The sequence below is a fragment of the Elusimicrobiota bacterium genome (assembly GCA_016182905.1).
Taxonomy (GTDB): domain Bacteria; phylum Elusimicrobiota; class Elusimicrobia; order UBA1565; family UBA9628; genus GWA2-66-18.
Genome location: JACPFR010000021.1, coordinates 1 through 18,464, shown reverse-complemented (window position 1 = coordinate 18,464; position 18,464 = coordinate 1). Strand labels below are relative to the sequence as shown.

At 67.1% G+C, this 18,464-nt stretch carries 15 protein-coding genes; 10 read left to right on the top strand and 5 right to left on the bottom strand.

Translation table 11 applies throughout. The features are described from left to right. The 3 genes from recN to HYV14_08260 all read left to right on the top strand — a co-directional run bounded on the left by recN (nt 1) and on the right by HYV14_08260 (nt 3,725). Complete coding sequence (gene recN / locus HYV14_08270; GenBank protein ID MBI2385995.1) at nt 1-1,656, top strand: DNA repair protein RecN; 1,656 nt, start codon at nt 1-3, stop codon at nt 1,654-1,656. Continuing rightward, nucleotides 1,653-3,128 carry a glutamate--tRNA ligase gene (locus HYV14_08265; protein MBI2385994.1) on the top strand — a complete coding sequence of 492 codons (1,476 nt, stop codon included), beginning with the start codon at nt 1,653-1,655 and terminating at the stop codon, nt 3,126-3,128. Before recN ends, HYV14_08265 begins: the two co-directional genes overlap by 4 nt. Before the next feature lie 111 nt (nt 3,129-3,239). Beyond that, nucleotides 3,240-3,725: a TraR/DksA family transcriptional regulator gene (locus HYV14_08260; GenBank protein MBI2385993.1), complete on the top strand. Its 486-nt coding sequence runs from the start codon at nt 3,240-3,242 to the stop codon at nt 3,723-3,725. 77 nt (nt 3,726-3,802) lie between these two features. Here HYV14_08260 and HYV14_08255 read toward each other — a convergent pair whose 3' ends face one another. Beyond that, nucleotides 3,803-5,197, bottom strand: a complete 1,395-nt coding sequence (locus tag HYV14_08255) for an MBL fold metallo-hydrolase (GenBank protein ID MBI2385992.1) — start codon at nt 5,195-5,197, stop codon at nt 3,803-3,805. Between the two features lie 74 nt (nt 5,198-5,271). Between HYV14_08255 and HYV14_08250 the strand changes: the two genes are divergently transcribed. From HYV14_08250 to HYV14_08235, 4 genes are all read left to right on the top strand, one after another. Beyond that, nucleotides 5,272-7,458, top strand: a complete 2,187-nt coding sequence (locus HYV14_08250; GenBank protein ID MBI2385991.1) for a hypothetical protein — start codon at nt 5,272-5,274, stop codon at nt 7,456-7,458. Nucleotides 7,459-7,577: 119 nt separating this feature from the next. Further along, nucleotides 7,578-9,326 (top strand): Flp pilus assembly complex ATPase component TadA, encoded by a 1,749-nt coding sequence (gene tadA / locus HYV14_08245; protein ID MBI2385990.1) that lies wholly within the window; start codon nt 7,578-7,580, stop codon nt 9,324-9,326. 17 nt (nt 9,327-9,343) lie between these two features. Next, nucleotides 9,344-10,423, top strand: coding sequence for a type IV pilus twitching motility protein PilT (locus tag HYV14_08240; protein MBI2385989.1), 1,080 nt, complete (start codon nt 9,344-9,346; stop codon nt 10,421-10,423). 14 nt (nt 10,424-10,437) lie between these two features. Further along, nucleotides 10,438-11,673 (top strand): type II secretion system F family protein, encoded by a 1,236-nt coding sequence (locus HYV14_08235; protein MBI2385988.1) that lies wholly within the window; start codon nt 10,438-10,440, stop codon nt 11,671-11,673. Nucleotides 11,674-11,806: 133 nt separating this feature from the next. On the opposite strand, the gene HYV14_08230 is transcribed toward HYV14_08235, so the two are convergent. Next, nucleotides 11,807-13,108, bottom strand: coding sequence for an excinuclease ABC subunit UvrC (locus tag HYV14_08230; protein ID MBI2385987.1), 1,302 nt, complete (start codon nt 13,106-13,108; stop codon nt 11,807-11,809). A gap of 33 nt (nt 13,109-13,141) precedes the next feature. Between HYV14_08230 and HYV14_08225 the strand changes: the two genes are divergently transcribed. The 3 genes from HYV14_08225 to HYV14_08215 are packed head-to-tail and all read left to right on the top strand — an operon-like array spanning nt 13,142 to nt 14,932. Beyond that, nucleotides 13,142-13,843, top strand: coding sequence for a FecR domain-containing protein (locus tag HYV14_08225; protein ID MBI2385986.1), 702 nt, complete (start codon nt 13,142-13,144; stop codon nt 13,841-13,843). Further along, nucleotides 13,824-14,585: a hypothetical protein gene (locus tag HYV14_08220; protein MBI2385985.1), complete on the top strand. Its 762-nt coding sequence runs from the start codon at nt 13,824-13,826 to the stop codon at nt 14,583-14,585. The genes HYV14_08225 and HYV14_08220 overlap by 20 nt, the downstream gene beginning before the upstream one ends. 56 nt (nt 14,586-14,641) lie before the next feature. Further along, a complete protein-coding gene (locus HYV14_08215) occupies nt 14,642-14,932 on the top strand; it encodes a 30S ribosomal protein S20 (protein ID MBI2385984.1) in 291 nt (96 codons plus the stop codon). Nucleotides 14,933-14,990: 58 nt separating this feature from the next. On the opposite strand, the gene holA is transcribed toward HYV14_08215, so the two are convergent. The 3 genes from holA to HYV14_08200 form a co-directional block, all read right to left on the bottom strand. Next, nucleotides 14,991-16,004: a DNA polymerase III subunit delta gene (gene holA, locus HYV14_08210; protein ID MBI2385983.1), complete on the bottom strand. Its 1,014-nt coding sequence runs from the start codon at nt 16,002-16,004 to the stop codon at nt 14,991-14,993. 4 nt (nt 16,005-16,008) lie between these two features. Further along, nucleotides 16,009-16,626, bottom strand: a complete 618-nt coding sequence (locus HYV14_08205) for a hypothetical protein (protein MBI2385982.1) — start codon at nt 16,624-16,626, stop codon at nt 16,009-16,011. Beyond that, nucleotides 16,623-18,464: leucine--tRNA ligase (locus HYV14_08200; GenBank protein MBI2385981.1), on the bottom strand; the 1,842-nt coding region annotated here is incomplete at its 5' end. The genes HYV14_08205 and HYV14_08200, both read right to left, overlap by 4 nt.

Here is an 18,464-nt window from a genome sequence, read left to right as displayed (position 1 = left end):
GTGCTGAGGAAGCTGAAGGTCTTCAACTTCGCGGTGGCCGAGAAGGTCGAGCTCGAGCTCGGCGCCGGCTTCACCGCGCTCACCGGCGAGACCGGCGCGGGCAAGTCCATCCTCCTCGAGGCCCTGGGTTTCCTCCTCGGCTCGCGCGGCTCCTCGTCCTGGCTGCGCGCGGGCGCCGAGCGCCTGGAGGTCGAGGGCCTGGTCGATCTCGCCGACGTCCCGGCCGACCTGCGCCGCGAGCTCGGTTTGACGGGCAAGACCGTCGAGCTGCGCCGCGAGCTCGACGCCACCGGCCGCACGCGCGCGATGATCGCGGGCCGCCCCGCCCCGGTGGCCGCGCTGGGCCGCGTCGGGGACCATTTCGCCGACTTCCACGGCCAGCACGAGAGCCGCACCTTGCTGCAGGCCTCCTCCCAGCTCGAGCTGCTCGACCGCTTCGGCGGCCTCGACGCCGAGCGCGAGGCTCTGGCGGGGGCGTACGCCGCCTGGACCGCGCTCAAGGCCCGCCTCGAGGCGTCCTCCTTGTCCGAGGCGGAGCGCGAGCGCCGCGCCGACCTGCTGCGCTTTCAGCTCGAGGAGATCGACGAGGCCAATATCCGCAACGGCGAGGACGAGGAATTGGAGGAGCGGCTCCCGCGCCTGAAGAACGCCGAGCGCCTGCGCGGCCTCGCCGATGCCGCCTACGGCCTGCTGTACGCCGAGGAGAACGCCGCCGTCGCGCGCCTGCTGAAAGCGTCTCGCGCCGTTTCCGAGCTCGCCAAGCTCGACGCGGCCGCCGGCAGCCTCCACACCGAGCTCGAGAGCGCGCACGTCACCGCCGGCTCGGTCGCGCGCGAGCTCAGCGCCTACCGCGACTCGGTCTCGGCCGATCCCGCCGCCCTCGACGCTTTGCTCTCGCGCCAGGACGCCCTGGCGCGCCTGAAGCGCAAGCACGGCGTCACCTTGGCCGAGGTGCTCGCCGCGCGCGAGCGCCTGGCCGCGGAGCTCGACGGCCTGGAGAACGCCGACGCGCATCTCGAGAAGACGCGCAAGGAGCTCGCCAAGGCCGAGGGTGAGCTCATGCGCCTGTCCGACCAGGCTCATGATAAGCGCGTGAAGGCCGCCAAGAAGCTCGACGCGGCCGCGCTCAAGGAGCTCAAGGTCCTGGGCCTGCCGCACGCCCGCTTCTCCTGCGCCGTCGAGATGGAGGAGGGGAGCTGGGGCAAGACGGGGGCCGACGCGGTGGAATTCCTCCTTGCCCCAAACCCCGGCGAGCCGCCCCGCCCGGTGAAGAGCGCCGCCTCCGGCGGCGAGCTCTCCCGCGTCATGCTGGCTTTGAAGACCGTCTTCGCGAAGGCCGACCGGACGGCGCTGCTCGTCTTCGACGAGGTGGACGCCGGCATCGGCGGCGAGGTCGCGCACGCCGTGGGCGAGCGCCTGTCCGCGCTGGCGAAGGGCCGCCAGGTGCTGTGCATCACGCACCTTCCCCAGGTGGCCTGCTTCGCGCAGAACCACTTTCACGCCGCCAAGGACGTCGCCGCGGGCCGCACGCGCCTGCGCGTCGACCGTCTCGACGGGGCCGGCCGTCTCGAGGCGGTCGCGACGATGCTCGGCGGCAAGCCGACGGGCGCGTCCCGCAAGCACGCGCAGGAATTACTGGAGAGTTCAATCTCATGAGCCAAAAGATCCGCACTCGCTTCGCCCCTTCCCCGACCGGCTTCCTGCACATCGGAGGCGCGCGCACGACGCTGTACAACTGGCTCTTCGCGCGCCGCCACAAGGGCGACTTCATCCTGCGGATAGAAGATACCGATGAGGTCCGCTCGACCGACGACTCGGTGACCGCGATCCTGGACTCGGTGAAGTGGCTCGGCCTCGACTGGGACGAGGGTCCCCTCGACGGCAAGACCGACAAGGGGCCGTACTCCCCCTACTTCCAGATGCAGCGCGTCCACATCTACCGCAAGTACCTCGACCAGCTCGTCTCCGAGGGCAAGGCCTACCGCTGCTACTGCACGAAGGAGGAGCTCGACGAGTACCGGCGCGTGGCCCAGCTCGAGAAGCGCCCGCCGCGCTATCCCGGGGTGTGCCGCGCGCTCAGCGACGCGCAGCGCAGGGAGCGCGAGGCCGCCGGCAAGAAGTTCTCCATCCGCTTCAAGATGCCGGCCGACGGCGCGACCGCCGTCGACGACCAGATCCGCGGCAAGGTCTCCTTCGAGAACAATCTGCAGCAGGACCTCGTCATCTGGAAGACGACCGACGGCCCGACCTACAACTTCTGCTGCGTCATCGACGACCACCTGATGGAGATGACCCACGTCATCCGCGGCGACGAGCACCTGTCGAACACCCCGTCCCAGATCCAGATCTACTACGCGCTGGGCTGGACGCCGCCGCTGTTCGCGCACTTGTCCATGATCCTCGGCCCCGACGGCTCGAAGCTCTCCAAGCGCCACGGGGCGACCTCGGTGCTCGAGTACCGCGACCAGGGCTACCTGCCGCACACGATGCGCAACTACCTCGCGCTGCTCGGCTGGTCCACCTCGGAGTCCCAGCAGCTGTTCACCGACGAGGACCTGATCGCCAAGTTCGACCTCGCGGGCTGCCAGAAGAGCCCGGCGACGTTCGACACGGTCAAGCTGAACTGGATGAACGGCGAGTATATCCGGCAGACTCCGGTCGCCGAGCTCGTGAAGCTGGCGAAGCCCTTTTTGGAGAAGGCGGGCCTGATCGGCCTGCCCGGGCCGGCGCTCGAGAAGGTCGTCGCGCTCGAGCACGAGAAGTTCAAGCTGCTCTCCGAGATACCCGGCTTGATCGAGTTCTTCTACAAGCCCGTCGTTTTCGACCCGAAGGCCTTCGACAAGGTCCTCAAGGCTCCCGGCGCCAAGCAGGTGCTGCTGGACATGGCCGAGGTCCTCTCCGGCTTCGCGCCCTTCGAGGACAAGGCCCTCGAGGCCCGCATCCGCCGGTTCGTCGCGGACAAGGGCCTCAAGAACGGCCAGGTCTTCCATCCGATCCGGGTGGCCGTCAGCGGACGGACCGAGGGGCCGACCTTGTTCCTGATGCTCGAGATCATGGGCAAGGACATGGTCGTCTCCCGCCTCAAGGACGCCGCCTCTCGCCTTGCCGAGACCGTTCCCGGCGCATAGCCGTTCTGTTGCAGGCAGGGCGAGGACCCCGGCGTCGCGCCCGGCGGGCCTGGGTCTTGCGTCGCGCGGGCATTCTCATATACTATCCCTTTCCGATTTTCCGGAGGCGTTATGACGAAAAAACTCGTGAAGAAGGCGGTGAACTCGCCGGCGAAGCCCAAGGCTTCCGCCGGAGCTTCCGCCAAAGATCTGGCGTGGCTGACGCCGGCGAAGATCAAGTCGATCCGCGCCGAGCTCGTCTCCATGCGCGACGACATCCTGCGCACGGTGCGCAAACAGGGTATCAGCGACGTGGACAACGGCGATTCCGTCGACCAGGCGAGCCAGTCCATTGAAAAAGAGCTCATGTTCGAGCTCTCCGACAACGAGCGCACCACCCTCGACATGGTCGAGGCCGCCATCCGCAAGATCGACAACGGGACCTACGGCCTGTGCGAGGCCACCCAGAAGCCCATCACCCGCGCCCGCCTCGAGGCGATCCCCTACGCGCGCTACTCGATCGCCTATCAGAACCAGATCGAGCAGAAGGTGACGGAGGCCGCCGAGCCGGGCCTCGACTTCAGCGTCATCGGCGAAACGGAACGCGCCGGAGAATAGCCGGAGGGTCCGTCGATCGAGCCGTCCCCGCGGACGGTTGAAAGGGAACTATCCTCAAGGATAGTTCCCTTCGTCGTTCAGGAGAGAGACGTCGGCAGCGATCTCTCTCGCCAGGCCCCGAAGCCGCCGACGAGGTCCGTGACGTCGGCGTGGCCCGCGGCGCGGAGCAGGCTCGCCGCGATCGAGGAGCGGTAGCCGCCCGCGCAGTAGACGGCGACCGGCCGCCCCTTCGGGACCTCCGCCGCCCGCCGCGGCCACTGCGCCAGCGGCAGGTGGAGGCTTCCGGCGACGAAGCCGGCCGCGCGCTCGGCGTCGGTGCGCACGTCCACGACCAACGGAGCGTTCTTCCCGGAGAGGCGTTCGGCCAAGGCCCGGGCGGTCGTCCGCGGCGTCCGCGCCACGAGGTCCGGGCGGCCGTCCAGGGAGGCCATGCCGCTTTTCAGGACGCCGGCCACGCGGTCGACTCCCACGCGGGCCAGCCGCAGGACGGATTCCTTCTCCCGTCCGGCGTCGGCGACGACGATGAGCGGCTTCTCGGGGTCGAGCACCGAGCCCGCCCAGTTGGCGAACTTGCCGTCGAGCCCGATGTTGACCGCGCCGCGCCAGTGCGCGCCGGCGAAGTCGGCGGGATCGCGCGTGTCGAGCACGACCGCCCCCTCGCGGACGAGCGTCTCCGCCCGCTCGGGGGACAGCTCGGGGAGGGAGGCCAGCGCCGTGTCGAGGGTGCCGCGCTCGCGGCGGTTCATGTCCGCGTCGTGCGCGAAGTAGGCGGGCGCCTCGGCCTGGCCCTCGGTCACGAGGCGGATGAACTCCTCGCGAGAGCGGGCCTTGAGGGCGTAGTTGTAGAGCTTCTGCTCGCCGATCGTGGAGACGCGCTCGTCGGACATGTTCTTGCCGCACGCCGACCCGGCCCCGTGGGCGGGATAGACCAAGGTCTCGTCGGGCAAGGTCATCAGCTTGGTCTTCAGGGAGTCGTGGAGCATCCCCGCGAGATCCTCGGCCGCGAAGCCGACCGACGCCATGAGGTCCGGGCGGCCGACGTCGCCGATGAACAAGGTGTCCCCGGTGAGCACGGCCTTGGGCTTGCTCCGGTCGGCGTCCAGGTCGTACACCGTCAGGCAGACGCCCTCCGGGGTGTGGCCCGGGGTCTCGAGGACTCCGATGCCGAGCGCGCCGAACTCGAGGCGCGCTCCGTCCTTGAGCGGGGAGAACGGGTAATCCGCCTTGGCCCGCGCGCCGAGATGGATCGCGGCGCCGCAGCGGTCGCGCAGCTCCAGATGGCCGGCCACGAAGTCCGCGTGGAAATGAGTGAGCATCACGTGCTTGATGCTCAGGCCGAGCTTTGCCGCCTCTTCGACGTAGCCGTCCACGTCGCGCTGGGGGTCGACGATCACCGCGACGCCCGTTTTTTCGTCTCCGAGCAGGTAGGAGCCGTGGGCCAGGCAGGCGAGGTAGAAGGGTCGGATGATCATGCGCCCATTTTACCTTTTGGGGGGAGACGCGGCCGCCTTGAAAATGTAACACCGGGAAGCTACCCTAGCATCGAGTGAAGTATTGGGTTTATAAGGAATCTCGCATCCTCGGCCCTTTCGACAAGGAGGCCGTGTCGGGCCTTCCCGGCCTCGACGCGGGCACCCTCGTCTGCGCGGGCGACCCCGCGGGCGGTTCGTGGACCCCGGCGGGGGAGCTCTCCGAGCTGGCGGGGCTGCCCGACGGCGGCGCGGGTCCTCTCGACGATTTCCCTTCGACCTCCGGCTTGCTCGACCAGCTGCAGATCGACTCCGCCGGCCTCATCGGCGACGACGACTTCCCCGCCTCCCTCGCCGAGGACCTGTTCCAGGACGCCTCGTTCAAGAAGGACTTCAAGGATATCCTGTTCCCGAGCGCCGACGCCGACGCGGCCGAGTCGCGCTGCGCCCGCGAGAAGATCTCGGAGCTGACGGCTCAGCTCGAGGCGATGTACCGCCACGTCTCCAACCTGGAGGCCGCGCAGACCGATCTGTCCCGGCGTCTGGCCGCGAAGGACCTCGAGCTCCGCTCCCGCGGTATCGAGCCCGCGGCGCAGGCCGCGGCGGCTCCTCCCGCGCCCGAGCCCGTGAAGACTTTCCTGTCGCCGGCGCCGCCCCCGATCCCGGGCGGGCCGCCCCCGGTCGCCGCCGTCCCGGCATCTCCGGCGGTGGAGCCCCCGTCCGAGTGGCCCGAGGCCCCCGTCGGCGGCGGCTTCCCGTCCTTCGCCGGCTCCGCGCCGCTCCCGCCCGCCGCCGCGGCCCCGCCGCCCCCGGCCGCGCCGGTCGAGCCTCCCGCTCCGGCGCTTCCGGACATCCCGTCTTTCGCTTCCGCTGCCGCACCGGCTGTTATCGATTCGCCGAAGGCGGATCAACCTCCCGCCGTGGAGCTCCCGAGCATCGCGGCCCCGGCCGCGGCGCCGGAGGCCGCGCCGGCGCCCGCGAAGCTGTCGTTCGGCAAGCCGCATGCGTTCAAGATCGTCCCGACCAAGAAGTCGTTCAAGGTCCTCGGCGCCGACGAGGCCGCGCAGGGCGCCTCCTCGAATCCGGTCCCCGAGTTCAAGCTGGAGCCCATCGTCGAGGCGGCGCCGGCCCAGACCCCGCCTCCGGCGGAGATCCCGCCCGTCCCGACGCCGGCGCCGATGCCGGTCGTGCCTCCCCCGCCGCCGCCCCCGATCACGCTGGCGCCGATCGTCCCGCCGGAGCCGGCTCCGGTCGTCATGACCCCGATGTCGACGCCGGAGCCCTCCTCGCTCATCAGCCCGTTCACGGTGCCCTCCCAGCCCGCGCCCGCGACGCCGACGCCGGTGGCCCCGCCGCCGAACACCCTCAGCCGCTCCCAGCCGGTGCCCGACCTGACCGGCGGAGACCTGTCCGGCTCCTCCGACGCGACCACGCAGGTCCCGCCCCCGGCGACGATGGCGCGGTCGGGCGCCGCGTCCGCCGCCGCCCCGGCCGACGCCGCCGTCGCCGCGCGCTTCGCCAAGCCCGAGCCCGCCCCGCCGACGGGCGAGATCAAGAAGCCGGGGCGCAGCAACAAGCCTTTCCTCATCGCCGGCGGCGTGCTCGTGACCTTGCTCGTGGTCCTGGGCGTGATCTTCATGCGCCAGCCGAAGGACGACCTCCGTCAGATGACGACGCTCGACGACGGCAAGGCCCCGATCGGCGTCACCGTCGACGAGGGAGCCGTGGTACCTCCTCCGATGGTCAAGCCGAAGATCGCCGAGGATCCCGCGCCCGCTCCGGCGCCGGCGCCCGGCCCGTCGGCCGAGCATCTGGCCGCGATAGAGGCGGTCAAGGACTTCCCGCTCGACGGCGACCGCGGCACCGTCGGCCGCTGGCTGCAGTACTCGTACACCGCCAGCCCCGGGGCCGGGACCGAGGAGTGGAACGCGAGCACGACGGGGGACAACACCGTGCTCGTCGAGTACCGCCTGGTCCCGGGCTCGTCCGTGGGCAAGGGCGCCTTGTATCTGTTCGAGGTCGACGGCAACGGCATCGTCATGGGCAAGAACATCGAGGCCCGCCAGATGCTCGCCGGCGGGCCCCCGCCGGAGGCCCCCAAGGCCAAGAAGAAGCCAGTGAAGAAGGCCGCCCCCAGGCGCCGCGCGGTCATCGAGGAGCCGAAGGAGGTGCCGCTGCTGCCCCTGCCCGACTCCGGCGAGCTGCGTCCGCCCGCCGAGGACGACGGCACCTTCGGATCGGACACCGTCGATTCGGGCATATAGGCGTTATTCGTTCATTTCTTATTAATATGCCTGTTCTAGCGACCGGCCTTGACAAAAAACCCCGTGGACCGTAACCTTATAGGGAAATGGCTCCGACCCAGCATGTGATCTCCCTCGGCCTGTCCCGGCGTCTCGCCGATTTCCTGGTCGAGGAGAAGCTCCTCACCGCGGACAACCTGAAAGAAGCCCTCGACGCCCAGAAGAAGGGCGGCGAGAAGCTGGGCTCCCTCCTCATAGAGAAGGGCTTCATCGAGGAGGAGAAGCTCCTCCAGTTCCTCGCCGAGAAGACCGGCATCTCCTACGTGTCCCTCGCCGACATCGGCGAGATCCCCGAGGAGGCGATCAAGGCGGTCCCCGAGTCCATCGCGCGGCAGAAGATGCTGATGCCCTTCAACAAGACGAAGGACCGGCTCACCGTCGCCATCGCCGACCCCCTCGACGTGATGATCCTCGACGACCTCAAGATGCAGCTCGGCTGCGACGTCATCGGCTGCCTCGCCTCCGAGGCCGAGATCTCCGCCGCGCACGAGAAGTACTACAAGCAGGAGACCTCCCAGGAGGCCCTCGAGGAGATCGTCAAGCAGCAGTCGGAGAACGAGGCCGCGGCCGACGAGCTCGAGCAGGTCGAGGAGAAGGCCGAAAAGACCGAATCCGGTCTCGAGAAGGCGGCCGAGGACGCCCCGGTGATCAAGATGGTGAACCTGATCATCGCCGGGGCGGTGAAGGCCAAGGCCTCGGACATCCATATCGAGGCCTACGCCAAGGACCTGCGCATCCGCTACCGCATCGACGGCGTCCTGCACGAGCAGCCCTCCCCGCCCAAGAAGTTCCACGCCGCGATCTGCGCGCGCGTCAAGATCATGTCGAACCTCAACATCGCCGAGAGGCGCGTGCCCCAGGACGGGCGCATGCGCATCAAGATGGACGGCAAGGAGATCGACATGCGCGTGTCGGTCCTGCCCTGCGCTCCCGGCGAGAAGATCGTCACCCGCATCCTCGACTCGTCGGGTCTGAAGGTCAACATGACCCAGCTCGGCTTCGAGCCGGAAGCCATGGCGGTCTTCAAGAAAGCCATGGAGGCGCCGTACGGCGTCAACCTCGTCACCGGACCGACCGGGTCGGGAAAATCGACCACTCTGTACTCGGCTCTGTCCAACCTGAACACCCCGGACTGCAACATCATGACGGCCGAGGACCCCGTCGAGTACCAGCTCCCCGGCATCAACCAGGTCCAGATCAACAACCAGGTCGGCCTGACCTTCCCGGCGGCGCTGCGCTCCTTCCTGCGCCAGGACCCCGACGTCATCATGGTCGGCGAGATCCGCGACCAGGAGACGGCGACGATCGCAATCAACGCCGCCCTGACCGGCCACCTCGTCTTCTCGACTCTGCACACCAACGACACCTCGCAGACGATCACGCGCCTGGGCATGATGGGCGTGGAGCCCTTCCTCGTCAGCTCGGCCATGCTGATGATCGAGGCCCAGCGCCTGCTGCGCGCGATCTGCCCGAAGTGCAAGGAGCCGTACGAGGTCGAGAAGGACTGGCTGCTCAAGCTTGGCGTGCCCGAGGTCCAGCTCCAGGCGGCCGTGGGCGAGAAGAACAAGATCACGCTGTATAAGGGCAAAGGCTGCGAGAACTGCGCGACCACCGGTTATCGCGGACGCCAGGGCCTCTACGAGGTCATGGAAGTCACCGACGCGATCCGCCAGCTCATCCTGGACCGGGCGTCAGCGAAGATGATCAAGAACCAGTCCATGAAGCAGGGCATGCTGACTCTGCGCATGTGCGCCGTGCGCAAGCTGCTCGGGGGCCTGACCACCGCCGAGGAGATGATGCGCGTGACGGCGTCGGACGTCGACACTTAACTTTAAAGGAGTCCTGCATGGTTTCGATGGGAGAGCTGTTCCTGCTGATGCACGAGCGCGGCGCGTCCGACCTCCATCTCACGGTGGGGGCCCCGCCGACCCTGCGCATCGACGGCTCGCTGCTGCCGACGCCGTTCGAGAAGCTCAGCAGCGAGACGGCGCAGACCTTGATCTACTCGCTGCTCAACGACCAGCAGCGCCAGCGCTTCGAGGCGTCCAACGAGCTCGACCTCGCCTTCAACCTGCGCGGCATCGGCCGCGTGCGCATGAACGTGTACCGCCAGACCGGCTCGGTCGGCGCCGCCGTCCGCGCGATCCCGAACTCCTTCAAGACCTTCGAGGAGATCGGCGTGCCCAAGTCCATCCTCGACATCATGAAGCTCCCGAAGGGGCTCATCCTCGTCACCGGCCAGACCGGCTCGGGCAAATCCACGACCTTGGCCAGCATGATCGACTTCATCAACGAGACGCGCGCCGCGCACATCATGACGATCGAGGACCCCATCGAGTTCGTCCACGCGCACAAGAAGTCCGTCATCAACCAGCGCGAGGTCGGCTCCGACACGGTGACCTTCGGCGCCGCCCTGCGCCACATCCTGCGCCAGGACCCGGACGTCATCCTCATCGGCGAGCTGCGCGACCTGGAGACGATCCAGGCCGCGCTCAACATCGCGGAGACCGGCCACATGGTGCTGGCCACGCTCCACACGACGGACTGCGCCCAGACGATCAACCGCATCATCGACGTGTTCCCCCAGCACCAGCTCGATCAGGTCCGCGTCCAGCTCTCCTTCGTCCTCCAGGCCGTCCTCTGCCAGCAGCTGCTGAGCCACTCGACGGGCACGGGCCGCGTCCTGGCCTGCGAGACTTTGATCGTCAACTCCGCGATCCGCAACCTGATCCGCGAGCAGAAGGTCGAGCAGATCCAGGTCGCGATCCAGACCGGCGGCAAGATCGGCATGCAGACGATGAACCAGTCGCTGGCCGACCTCTACTTCAAGCAGAAGATCACCTTCCAGGAGGCCATGGCGCACTCGATGGACCCCGAGGACCTTCGCCGCCTGATGCAGCGCCACATGACGCCCGCGCAATCGTAGAATAGGGAGAGACTATGCCCGCCTACAGCTATAAAGCCAAGACCGCCGCCGGCCTCGTCATGGAGGGCGTCATCGACGCCGACGAGCAGCGCGCCGCCGTCGAGAAGCTGCGCGGGCAGAAGATGGTCGTCCTCGAGATCGCGGAGAAGACGATGTCGCCGGTCGAGAAGTTCAAGGCCGCGGTCGGCTGGAAGAAGAGCAAGAAGAGCATCCCCTCGAAGGACCTGTCGCTGTTCTCCCGCCAGCTGTCGACCCTCGTCGGCGCCGGCGTGCCGATCGTGCAGAGCCTCGGCATCCTCGAGAGCCAGGCCGAGAACCCCGACTTCAAGGAGGTCCTCGGCGGGGTCAAGTCCGACATCGAGGCCGGCCTGTCCATCTCCGACGCGCTGAAGAAGCACCCGAACGCCTTCCCCGACCTGTACTGCTCGATGGTCAAGGCCGGCGAGCTCGGCGGCATCCTCGACACCATCCTCGAGCGCCTGACCGCCTACCTCGAGAGCTCCGAGGCCCTGAAGGCCAAGGTGAAGGGTGCGATGATGTACCCCGCGATCGTGCTCTCGATCTGCTCGATCGTCACCGTCTTCCTGATGATCTTCGTCATCCCGACCTTCAAGAACATCTTCGCGGGCTTCGGCGCGGAGCTGCCGCTGCCGACGCAGATCCTCATCGACCTCTCCGACGCGATGAAGGCGAAATGGTACCTCATCGTCGCGGCCCCGTTCGTCGGCTGGAAGGCCTTCGAGAAGTTCTACGCCACGCCGTTCGGCCACAAATGGGTCGACGCCCAGTCCCTCAAAGCTCCGATCTTCGGGCCCATCCTGAAGAAGGTCGCCGTCGCCCGCTTCACGCGCACGCTCGGCACCTTGATCAAGTCCGGCGTGCCGATCATGCAGGCGCTGGAGACCGTCGCCCAGACGGCCGGCAACGTCGTCATCGCCGAGGCCGTCGACAGCACGCGCGAGTCCATCCGCGAGGGCGGCCACCTGTCCGACCCGCTCAAGAAGTCGGGCATCTTCCCGAACATGGTCACCTCGATGATCTCCGTCGGAGAGGAGACCGGCGCCCTCGACATCATGCTCTCCAAGATCGCCGACTTCTACGACCAGGAGGTCGACACCGCCGTCAAAGGCCTGACCTCCCTGATCGAGCCCATCGTCATCGTCGTCATGGGCCTCATCATCGGCACGATCGTCATCGCGATGTTCATGCCCATGTTCGGCCTCGGCGAGCTGGCCGGCAAGCAAGGCTAAGGGACACGGTGTCAGGTTCGCAAATTCGTTGAATTCTTAGGACGTCCGCGAGTGGGAAGGCCTCGGCGACGCTGCCGGGGCCTTCTGCTTTCAGGAGAATTCAACGAATTTGCGAGCCTGACACCGCTCGCGCCTATCCTTCGAACAGGCTCTTGTCGCGCAGGAGGCGGTGGTAGGCGACGCCGAAGCGGTGGGCCTCGTCGCGCAGCTGCTGGAGCAGGCGCAGGGCGGGGTCGTCGAGGCGCAGGAGGATGGACTCGGAGCGGCCCGGGACGAAGACCTCCTCGATGCGCTTGGCCAGCGAGGCCATCGGGATCTTGAGCCCGAGCGCCTTGAGGGCCTCCTGGGCGGCGCCGAGCTGGCCCTTGCCGCCGTCGATGAGGATGAGGTCGGGCAGGGCGGCTTTCTCGGCCTTGAGGCGCTTGTAGCGCCGGTACACGGCCTCGTGCATGGACTTGAAGTCGTCGATGCCCGCCGTGTCCCGGATCTTGAACTTCCGGTAGTGGTCCCGGTTGGCCTTGCCGCCGGTGAAGCAGACCATGGACGCGACGGTCTGATGGCCCTGGAAGTGCGAGATGTCAAAGCACTCGATGTGCACCGGCGGGGTCGGGAGCATCAGGGCCTTCTGGAGGTCCGTGACCATCTGCGTGCGCGCGGTGTGGCCGCCCACCTGGTCGGCCTCGACGGCGCGCACCCGCACCCGCTCGCCCATCTGGGACAGGGCCAGGACGTTGTCGCGCAATTGCGCCGCGCGCTCGTAGTCCAGCTCCTTCGACGCGGCCTGCATGTCCCGCTCGAACTCCGCCCGGAGGTCGTCGTACCGGCCCTTGAAGAACAGCACGGCCCTCTCGGCGATGTCGCGGTAGGCGCTCTTCGAGGTCTTCCCGGCGCACGGCGCCGGGCATTCCCCGGTGTGGTAGTACAGGCACGAAGTGATCTTGCGCTTGTCCAGCGGCTTCGCCTCGGAGAACTCCCAGCGGCACGGCCGGAGGGGGAACAGGCGCTGCTTCCAGAGGTAGCGCAGGAGCGCCCGGATCGGGGAGACCTTCGGGAAGGGGCCGAAGTAGGCGCCGCCGTCGCGGACCTTGCGGCGCGTGGTGAAGATCCTTGGATAATCCTCGCCCAAAGTGACCTTGATGTACGGGTAGGTCTTGCCGTCCTTCCACATCACGTTGAAGAAGGGCTGGTGCTCGTTGATCAGGCGGCGCTCGAGCAGCAGGGACTCGCGCTCGGACTCGCACAGGACGTAGTCGATGCGCCGGATCAGGGGGACGAGGCTCTGGTTCTTGAGGTCCTCCTTGTTGGGATTGAAATAATTCGCGACGCGCTTGGCCAGGTCCAGCGCCTTGCCGATGTAGAGGATCTCCCCACCGGCGTCGCACATGATGTAGACGCCGGTCTTATGAGGGAGGTGGCGGCGGTCCAAAGGCTCCATACCTACAGTATATCAATGAGGTAGAATCATCACATGACGACGAGAATCGGACTTCTATCGGCCATCTTCCTCCTCGCCGCCGGCCCCTTGCTCGCGGCGGATCCCAAGGCTCCCTCCGCGCGGCTCGTGTACGTGAAGGGGGACGTGACCGTCGAGTCCGAGCACGGCGGCGGCCTCGGCAAGACCGGAGCGCGGCTCGACCACGGCGCCTCCGTGACCACGGCGCAGGGCGCCGGCGCCGTCATCGAGCTGCCCGACGGCTCCCGCCTCAAGCTGCGCGGGTCCAGCCGCGTCGCCGTGACCTGGCCCGGCGCGAACGGCTCGAAGTCCGAGACCTTGGCCGAGGCCTTCCTCTCCTACGGCTCGGTGTTCGCGAAGATCACGAAGCGCCTCGCCGGCCGGCAGTTCAACGTGCGCACGCCGTCCGCCGTCGCCGCCGTGCGCGGCACGGAGTTCTTCACGGCTTACGGGCGCGCCAAGGGCAAGTCCCGGGACCTGTGGGTGTGCGTCAACGAGGGCGCCGTCGAGCTCTCGACGGACAAGTCGAAGGAGAGCCTGCTCGTGCCCGCGGGCAAAGGCGTGCTGATCAAGGCCGGGGTCGACCTCACCAAGCCGCAGGCCTACGACTGGACCAAGAGCCTCAACTGGAACATGGACGCCGAGAAGAGCCCGGTCGAGGACGAGACGGATCTGGACGGCGCCTACGCGGACCTCCTTGACCAAGATTACCGTTAAGGCCGCCTTCCTCCTCGCGTGGGCCGCGTCCGCGGCCTTCGCCGCGCCCGTCCCGCAGGTCCCGCGCGGGCGCCTGCCGGAGTACGAGGCCTCGGCGCGCGTGATGGGGCGCGCGGGGCGCCTCGAGCCGCTCGCCGACCTTACCGAGCGCTGGCAGTTCGAGGGACAGAGACCGCAGCGCTCCTTGACCTTGGGGACCTACGGGAGGGCCCACCGGAACCTCAAGCTCGGCGTTTTCTACCAGGTGCAGAGCGGCGCCCGGCACGACGACGATTGGACGAACAACGGAGCGGGGACGTGGTTCTGGCGGCCGACCGGGAACCGTCCGGAGAACATCCTCATCCTCGACGCGACGCCGCGCGCGGGCCTGGGAGGGAGCTTCGTCGGCGCGTTCAAGGTCCGCTACGAGCGCAACTTCTTCAACAACCAGAGCTCCCTCAAGCTCGAGCCGGAGCTCGCCTGGTTCTGGCTCGAGGGCTTGGAGCCGAAGGCGACGGTCTTCCTCCGCCACGGCACCTATATCCCGCTGAACTTCGGCACGCGTTCGTACTACGAGCGCTGGTGGTACCTGGCGGGCTTGTGGCACCCTTCCGCGGCCGTCTCCGTGGGCCCGAGCGTGGCCCTGCGCGACGTGGTCTGGACGACCTCCTCGGCCTACGCGGTCTCCTCCGGCGGGGGGTCCTATAAGGCCCTTTACCGGTCCCTCGTCTGGGGCTTCACCGTCCTGATCCGGGCCCGCTGAGCCCCGTCGGAGCCTCATTGACGGCATAGGCTCTAAAAAGCCATAATCTCAAAACTATGGCAAAGAAGAAGCAGATGCGTCACAAGTCGGGTCTCAAGGCTCACCGCCAGTCCCTGAAGCACGCGATCCACAACGCGGGCATCAAGAAGTCGGTCCGCCTCGCCGTCCGCGCCGTCGTGGACGCCGCGAAGAGCAGGGACATCAAGGACCTCGGCGCGCTGACGGGCAAGGCCTCCGCCGCGCTCGACAAGGCCGCGAAGAGCGGAACCATCCACTGGAAGGCCGCCGCGCGCAAGAAGTCGCGCCTGGCCCTTCAGGTCAACAAGCTGACCGCCGCCGCGAAGTAACACTTTTCACGGCATAAAACGAGCGCCCGTCCCGCAAGGGACGGGCGCTTCGCTTCCTTCAGAGGCGCGCCGTCGGGGTGCAGAGCTCGACGACGACGCCCTCGAACTCGATCTTGGCGTCGAGCCAGGCCTTGGACTTGAGGTCGGTCTCGACCTCGAGCAGGCGGCGCAGGTCGCGGCGCAGGCGCTCCTCGGTGACGCGCTGGGCGCGCTGGAAAAAGTCGCGGTCGTAGAAGATCCGGAGCTTCATCTCGATGTCCCTCTGCGCCAGGCCGGCCTTGAGCATGCGCTTGGCCTTGAGCTGCTTGAGGTAGGCGGCGCGGGCCTGAGCGAGCGAGCGGAACACGACCTCGTCGGGCTTGGCGTCGGCGAAGGCGTCGCGAAGGTAGGTCATGCAGGCCTTGAGGTCGCGCGACGACACCAGGCGCTCGAAAGCCCACGGGTCGGTCGCCTTGCGCAAGCCCATGCTCGCCGACACGGCCTCCATGCCGATGTCGGCCGCCTGGCCGGCGAAGAGGATCGCTTTTTCCAGCTCTCCGGCTAAAATGCCCCAATCCGTCCCGGCCTGCTCGGTGAGCGCGGCGGCGGCCGCGGGATCGAGGTTCTTCCCGGCCTTCTTGGCCTCGACCAGGAGGCGCTCGACGGCTTCCTCTTCCGTGAGCGGGGAAAAAACGCACACCGCTCCGGCCGCGGCGGCGGCGTTGGCGAGCGCGTCCTTCTTGTCGGGACGCCGGTCCTCGGACAGGAGCACCAAGGTCGTCGTCGCCGAGGGAGCGCGCAGGTACTCGGCCAGCGCCGCGCGCGCCTCGGCGGGGATCTTGGGGTTGCGCACGATCACGAGCCGCTTGTCGGCGAACACGGGCAAGGTCAGGGCCTCGCTGACGATCGCGGGGTGCTCGGAGTTCGGGTCTCCGCTGAACTCCCGCAGGTTGAAGTCGTCGGGCTTGAACAGCGCCTTGAGCCTCAGGACCGCGTCCGCCTTAGACGCCGACTCTTCGCCGAACAGGTAGTAGACGGGCCGGAACTTGCCGGCCTTCCACTCCGCGGCGAGGTCGTTCGGCCTGAGCTCCATCGCCTCAGTACGGGTTGGAGATGACGGGCTTCAGCGGCTCCTCGGGCTTGGCCGCGGGCTGCGTGGAAGGGGCGTCGCCGGTGATGCGCCGCTCCGTGGTCCCGGTGACCGAGCCGAAGCCCTCCACGACGCGCTTGACGATGTTGCGCGACAGGATGTCCCAGATCTGCTCGCGCGCCTGTTCTTCCGTCAAGCCCCCGCGGAGGGTCTGAGCCGGGAAGGACAGGATGCCCTCGAGGTTCTTCTCCTCCCAGATGATCTGGTTGGTGCTCTTGTCGACGAACTGGAGATCGACGAGGATGCGCAGCTTGTAGGCGGTCGCGATCTGCGTTGCGTCGTACTGCACGGCGGTCAGGATGTAGCGCGAGATCGTGATCCACACGATCCCCTGGGACTCGGGCTCGGGGACCAGCGGGTAGCGGCCGTCGCGCAGGAACTCGTCGCGCACGCGCAGCAGGAGCTTGTCCTCGAGGCCGAACTGCTGGGTCTTGTTGACGATCGGCCGCAGAGCCAGGCGCTGGACGTGCTGCGGGAGCAGCTGGGGCGTCGGCTTGTAGGCGACGTCGGTGCCGCACGCGGCGGCGAGCGCGATCAGGACGAGAGGAATCGATCTCTTGATCATTTGACCACCAGGTTCACCAGCTTCTTGGGGATGAGGATTATCTTAACGATTTTTTGAGTCCCCACGGCGTTCTGGACCTTCGCGAGGTTGACCGCCGTCTCCTTGACGACGTCGTCCGCCGCGTCGGCCGCGATCGTGAACGTGTCGCGCAGCTTGCCGTTCACCTGGACGGGATACTCGATGGTCGAGTCGACGAGGTGCTTGGCGTCCCACGACGGCCACGGTTGACGGCAGAGCAGATCTTCGTGGCCTAGCTTTTCCCACAATTCCTCGGTCAGATGCGGGGCGAACGGATTGAGCAGAAGAAGAAACGTATCGAGGTCTATCTTCGACGGCGCATCATCAGCCTGAAGAGCGTTCAAATAGATCATCAACGCCGAGATGCCCGTATTAAAGCCGAAGGCTTCGATGTCCTCTCCGACCTTCTTGATCGTGCGGTGGCGCAGCGCGACGAGCCCCTCGCCCCCGGCGGGAGCCGTCTCCAGGTCGTTGATCAGCACGAACGCGCGCTTCAAGAATCGATGCACCCCTTCAATGCTGCGCATGTCCCAGGGCTTGGCCTGCTCGAAGGGCCCCATGAACATCTCGTACAGGCGGAAGGAGTCGGCGCCGTAGCGCTTGAGCACGGTGTCGGGATTGACCACGTTCTTCTTGGACTTGGACATCTTCTCGACCTGCGAGGCGAGGACCTCGCCGGTGGCCGCGAGCTTGGCCTGCCCCTTCTCGTCATACTCCACGTCTTCGTAGGGGTGATAATTGCCCTTCGAATCCCGGTTCGAGTACGACAGGATCATCCCTTGGTGCCTCAGCTTCTGAAAAGGTTCCTTGGTGGAGACGAAGCCGAGGTCGAACAGGACTTTATGCCAGAACCGGGCATATAGCAGATGGAGGACGGCGTGTTCGGCTCCGCCGACATAACAATCGACCGGTCCCCAGGATTTTTCGAGATCTTTGTCCCAGGCCGCCGTGGAATTTTTCGGATCGATGTACCGAAGGTAGTACCAGCACGAGCCCGCCCACTGCGGCATCGTGTTGGTCTCGCGCTTGGCCGCCCCGCCGCAGGCGGGGCACGCCGTATTGACCCAGTCCGTGACGTTCGCCAAAGGCGACTCGCCCGTCCCGGTCGGTTTAAAATCGGCCACCTCGGGCAATCGCAGCGGCAGCTGCGATTCAGGTACGGGGACCACTCCGCACTTCGCGCAGTGCACTATCGGTATCGGCTCTCCCCAATACCGTTGCCGCGAGAAGAGCCAATCGCGAAGTTTATAGTTTACCCGCTTGGCCCCGAGGCCCTTCTCTTCAAGCCAAGCGATAATCTTTTCCTTGGCTTTGGGCGTCGTAAGGCCGTCCAGGAGTCCCGAATTCGTTGCCGTTCCCTCGCCGGTAAAAGCCTTTCCTTCCTCGAGATCCGCCCCCGCCGGAGGCAAGACCACGGTCTTGATCTCGATGCCGTACTTCGCCGCGAACTCATGGTCCCGCTCGTCGTGCGCCGGCACCGCCATGATCGCCCCCGTGCCGTACGACCCGAGCACGTAATCCGCGATCCAGACCGGTATCTTTTCCCCGTTGACCGGGTTGAGCGCGTACCCGCCCGTGAACACCCCCGTCTTGTCCTTCTGCAGTTCCGTCCGTTCCAGGTCGGACTTATTCCTCGCCGCGTCGACGTAAGCCGTTACCTTCGTTCTTTGTGTCTCTGTGGTCAATTTCTCCGTCAAGGCGTGCTCGGGGGCCAGCACCATGTACGTCGCCCCGAACAAAGTGTCCGGCCGGGTGGTGAACACCTTGATCTCGTCCCCGCCCTCCGACTTGAAGGTCACCTCGGCGCCCTCGGAGCGCCC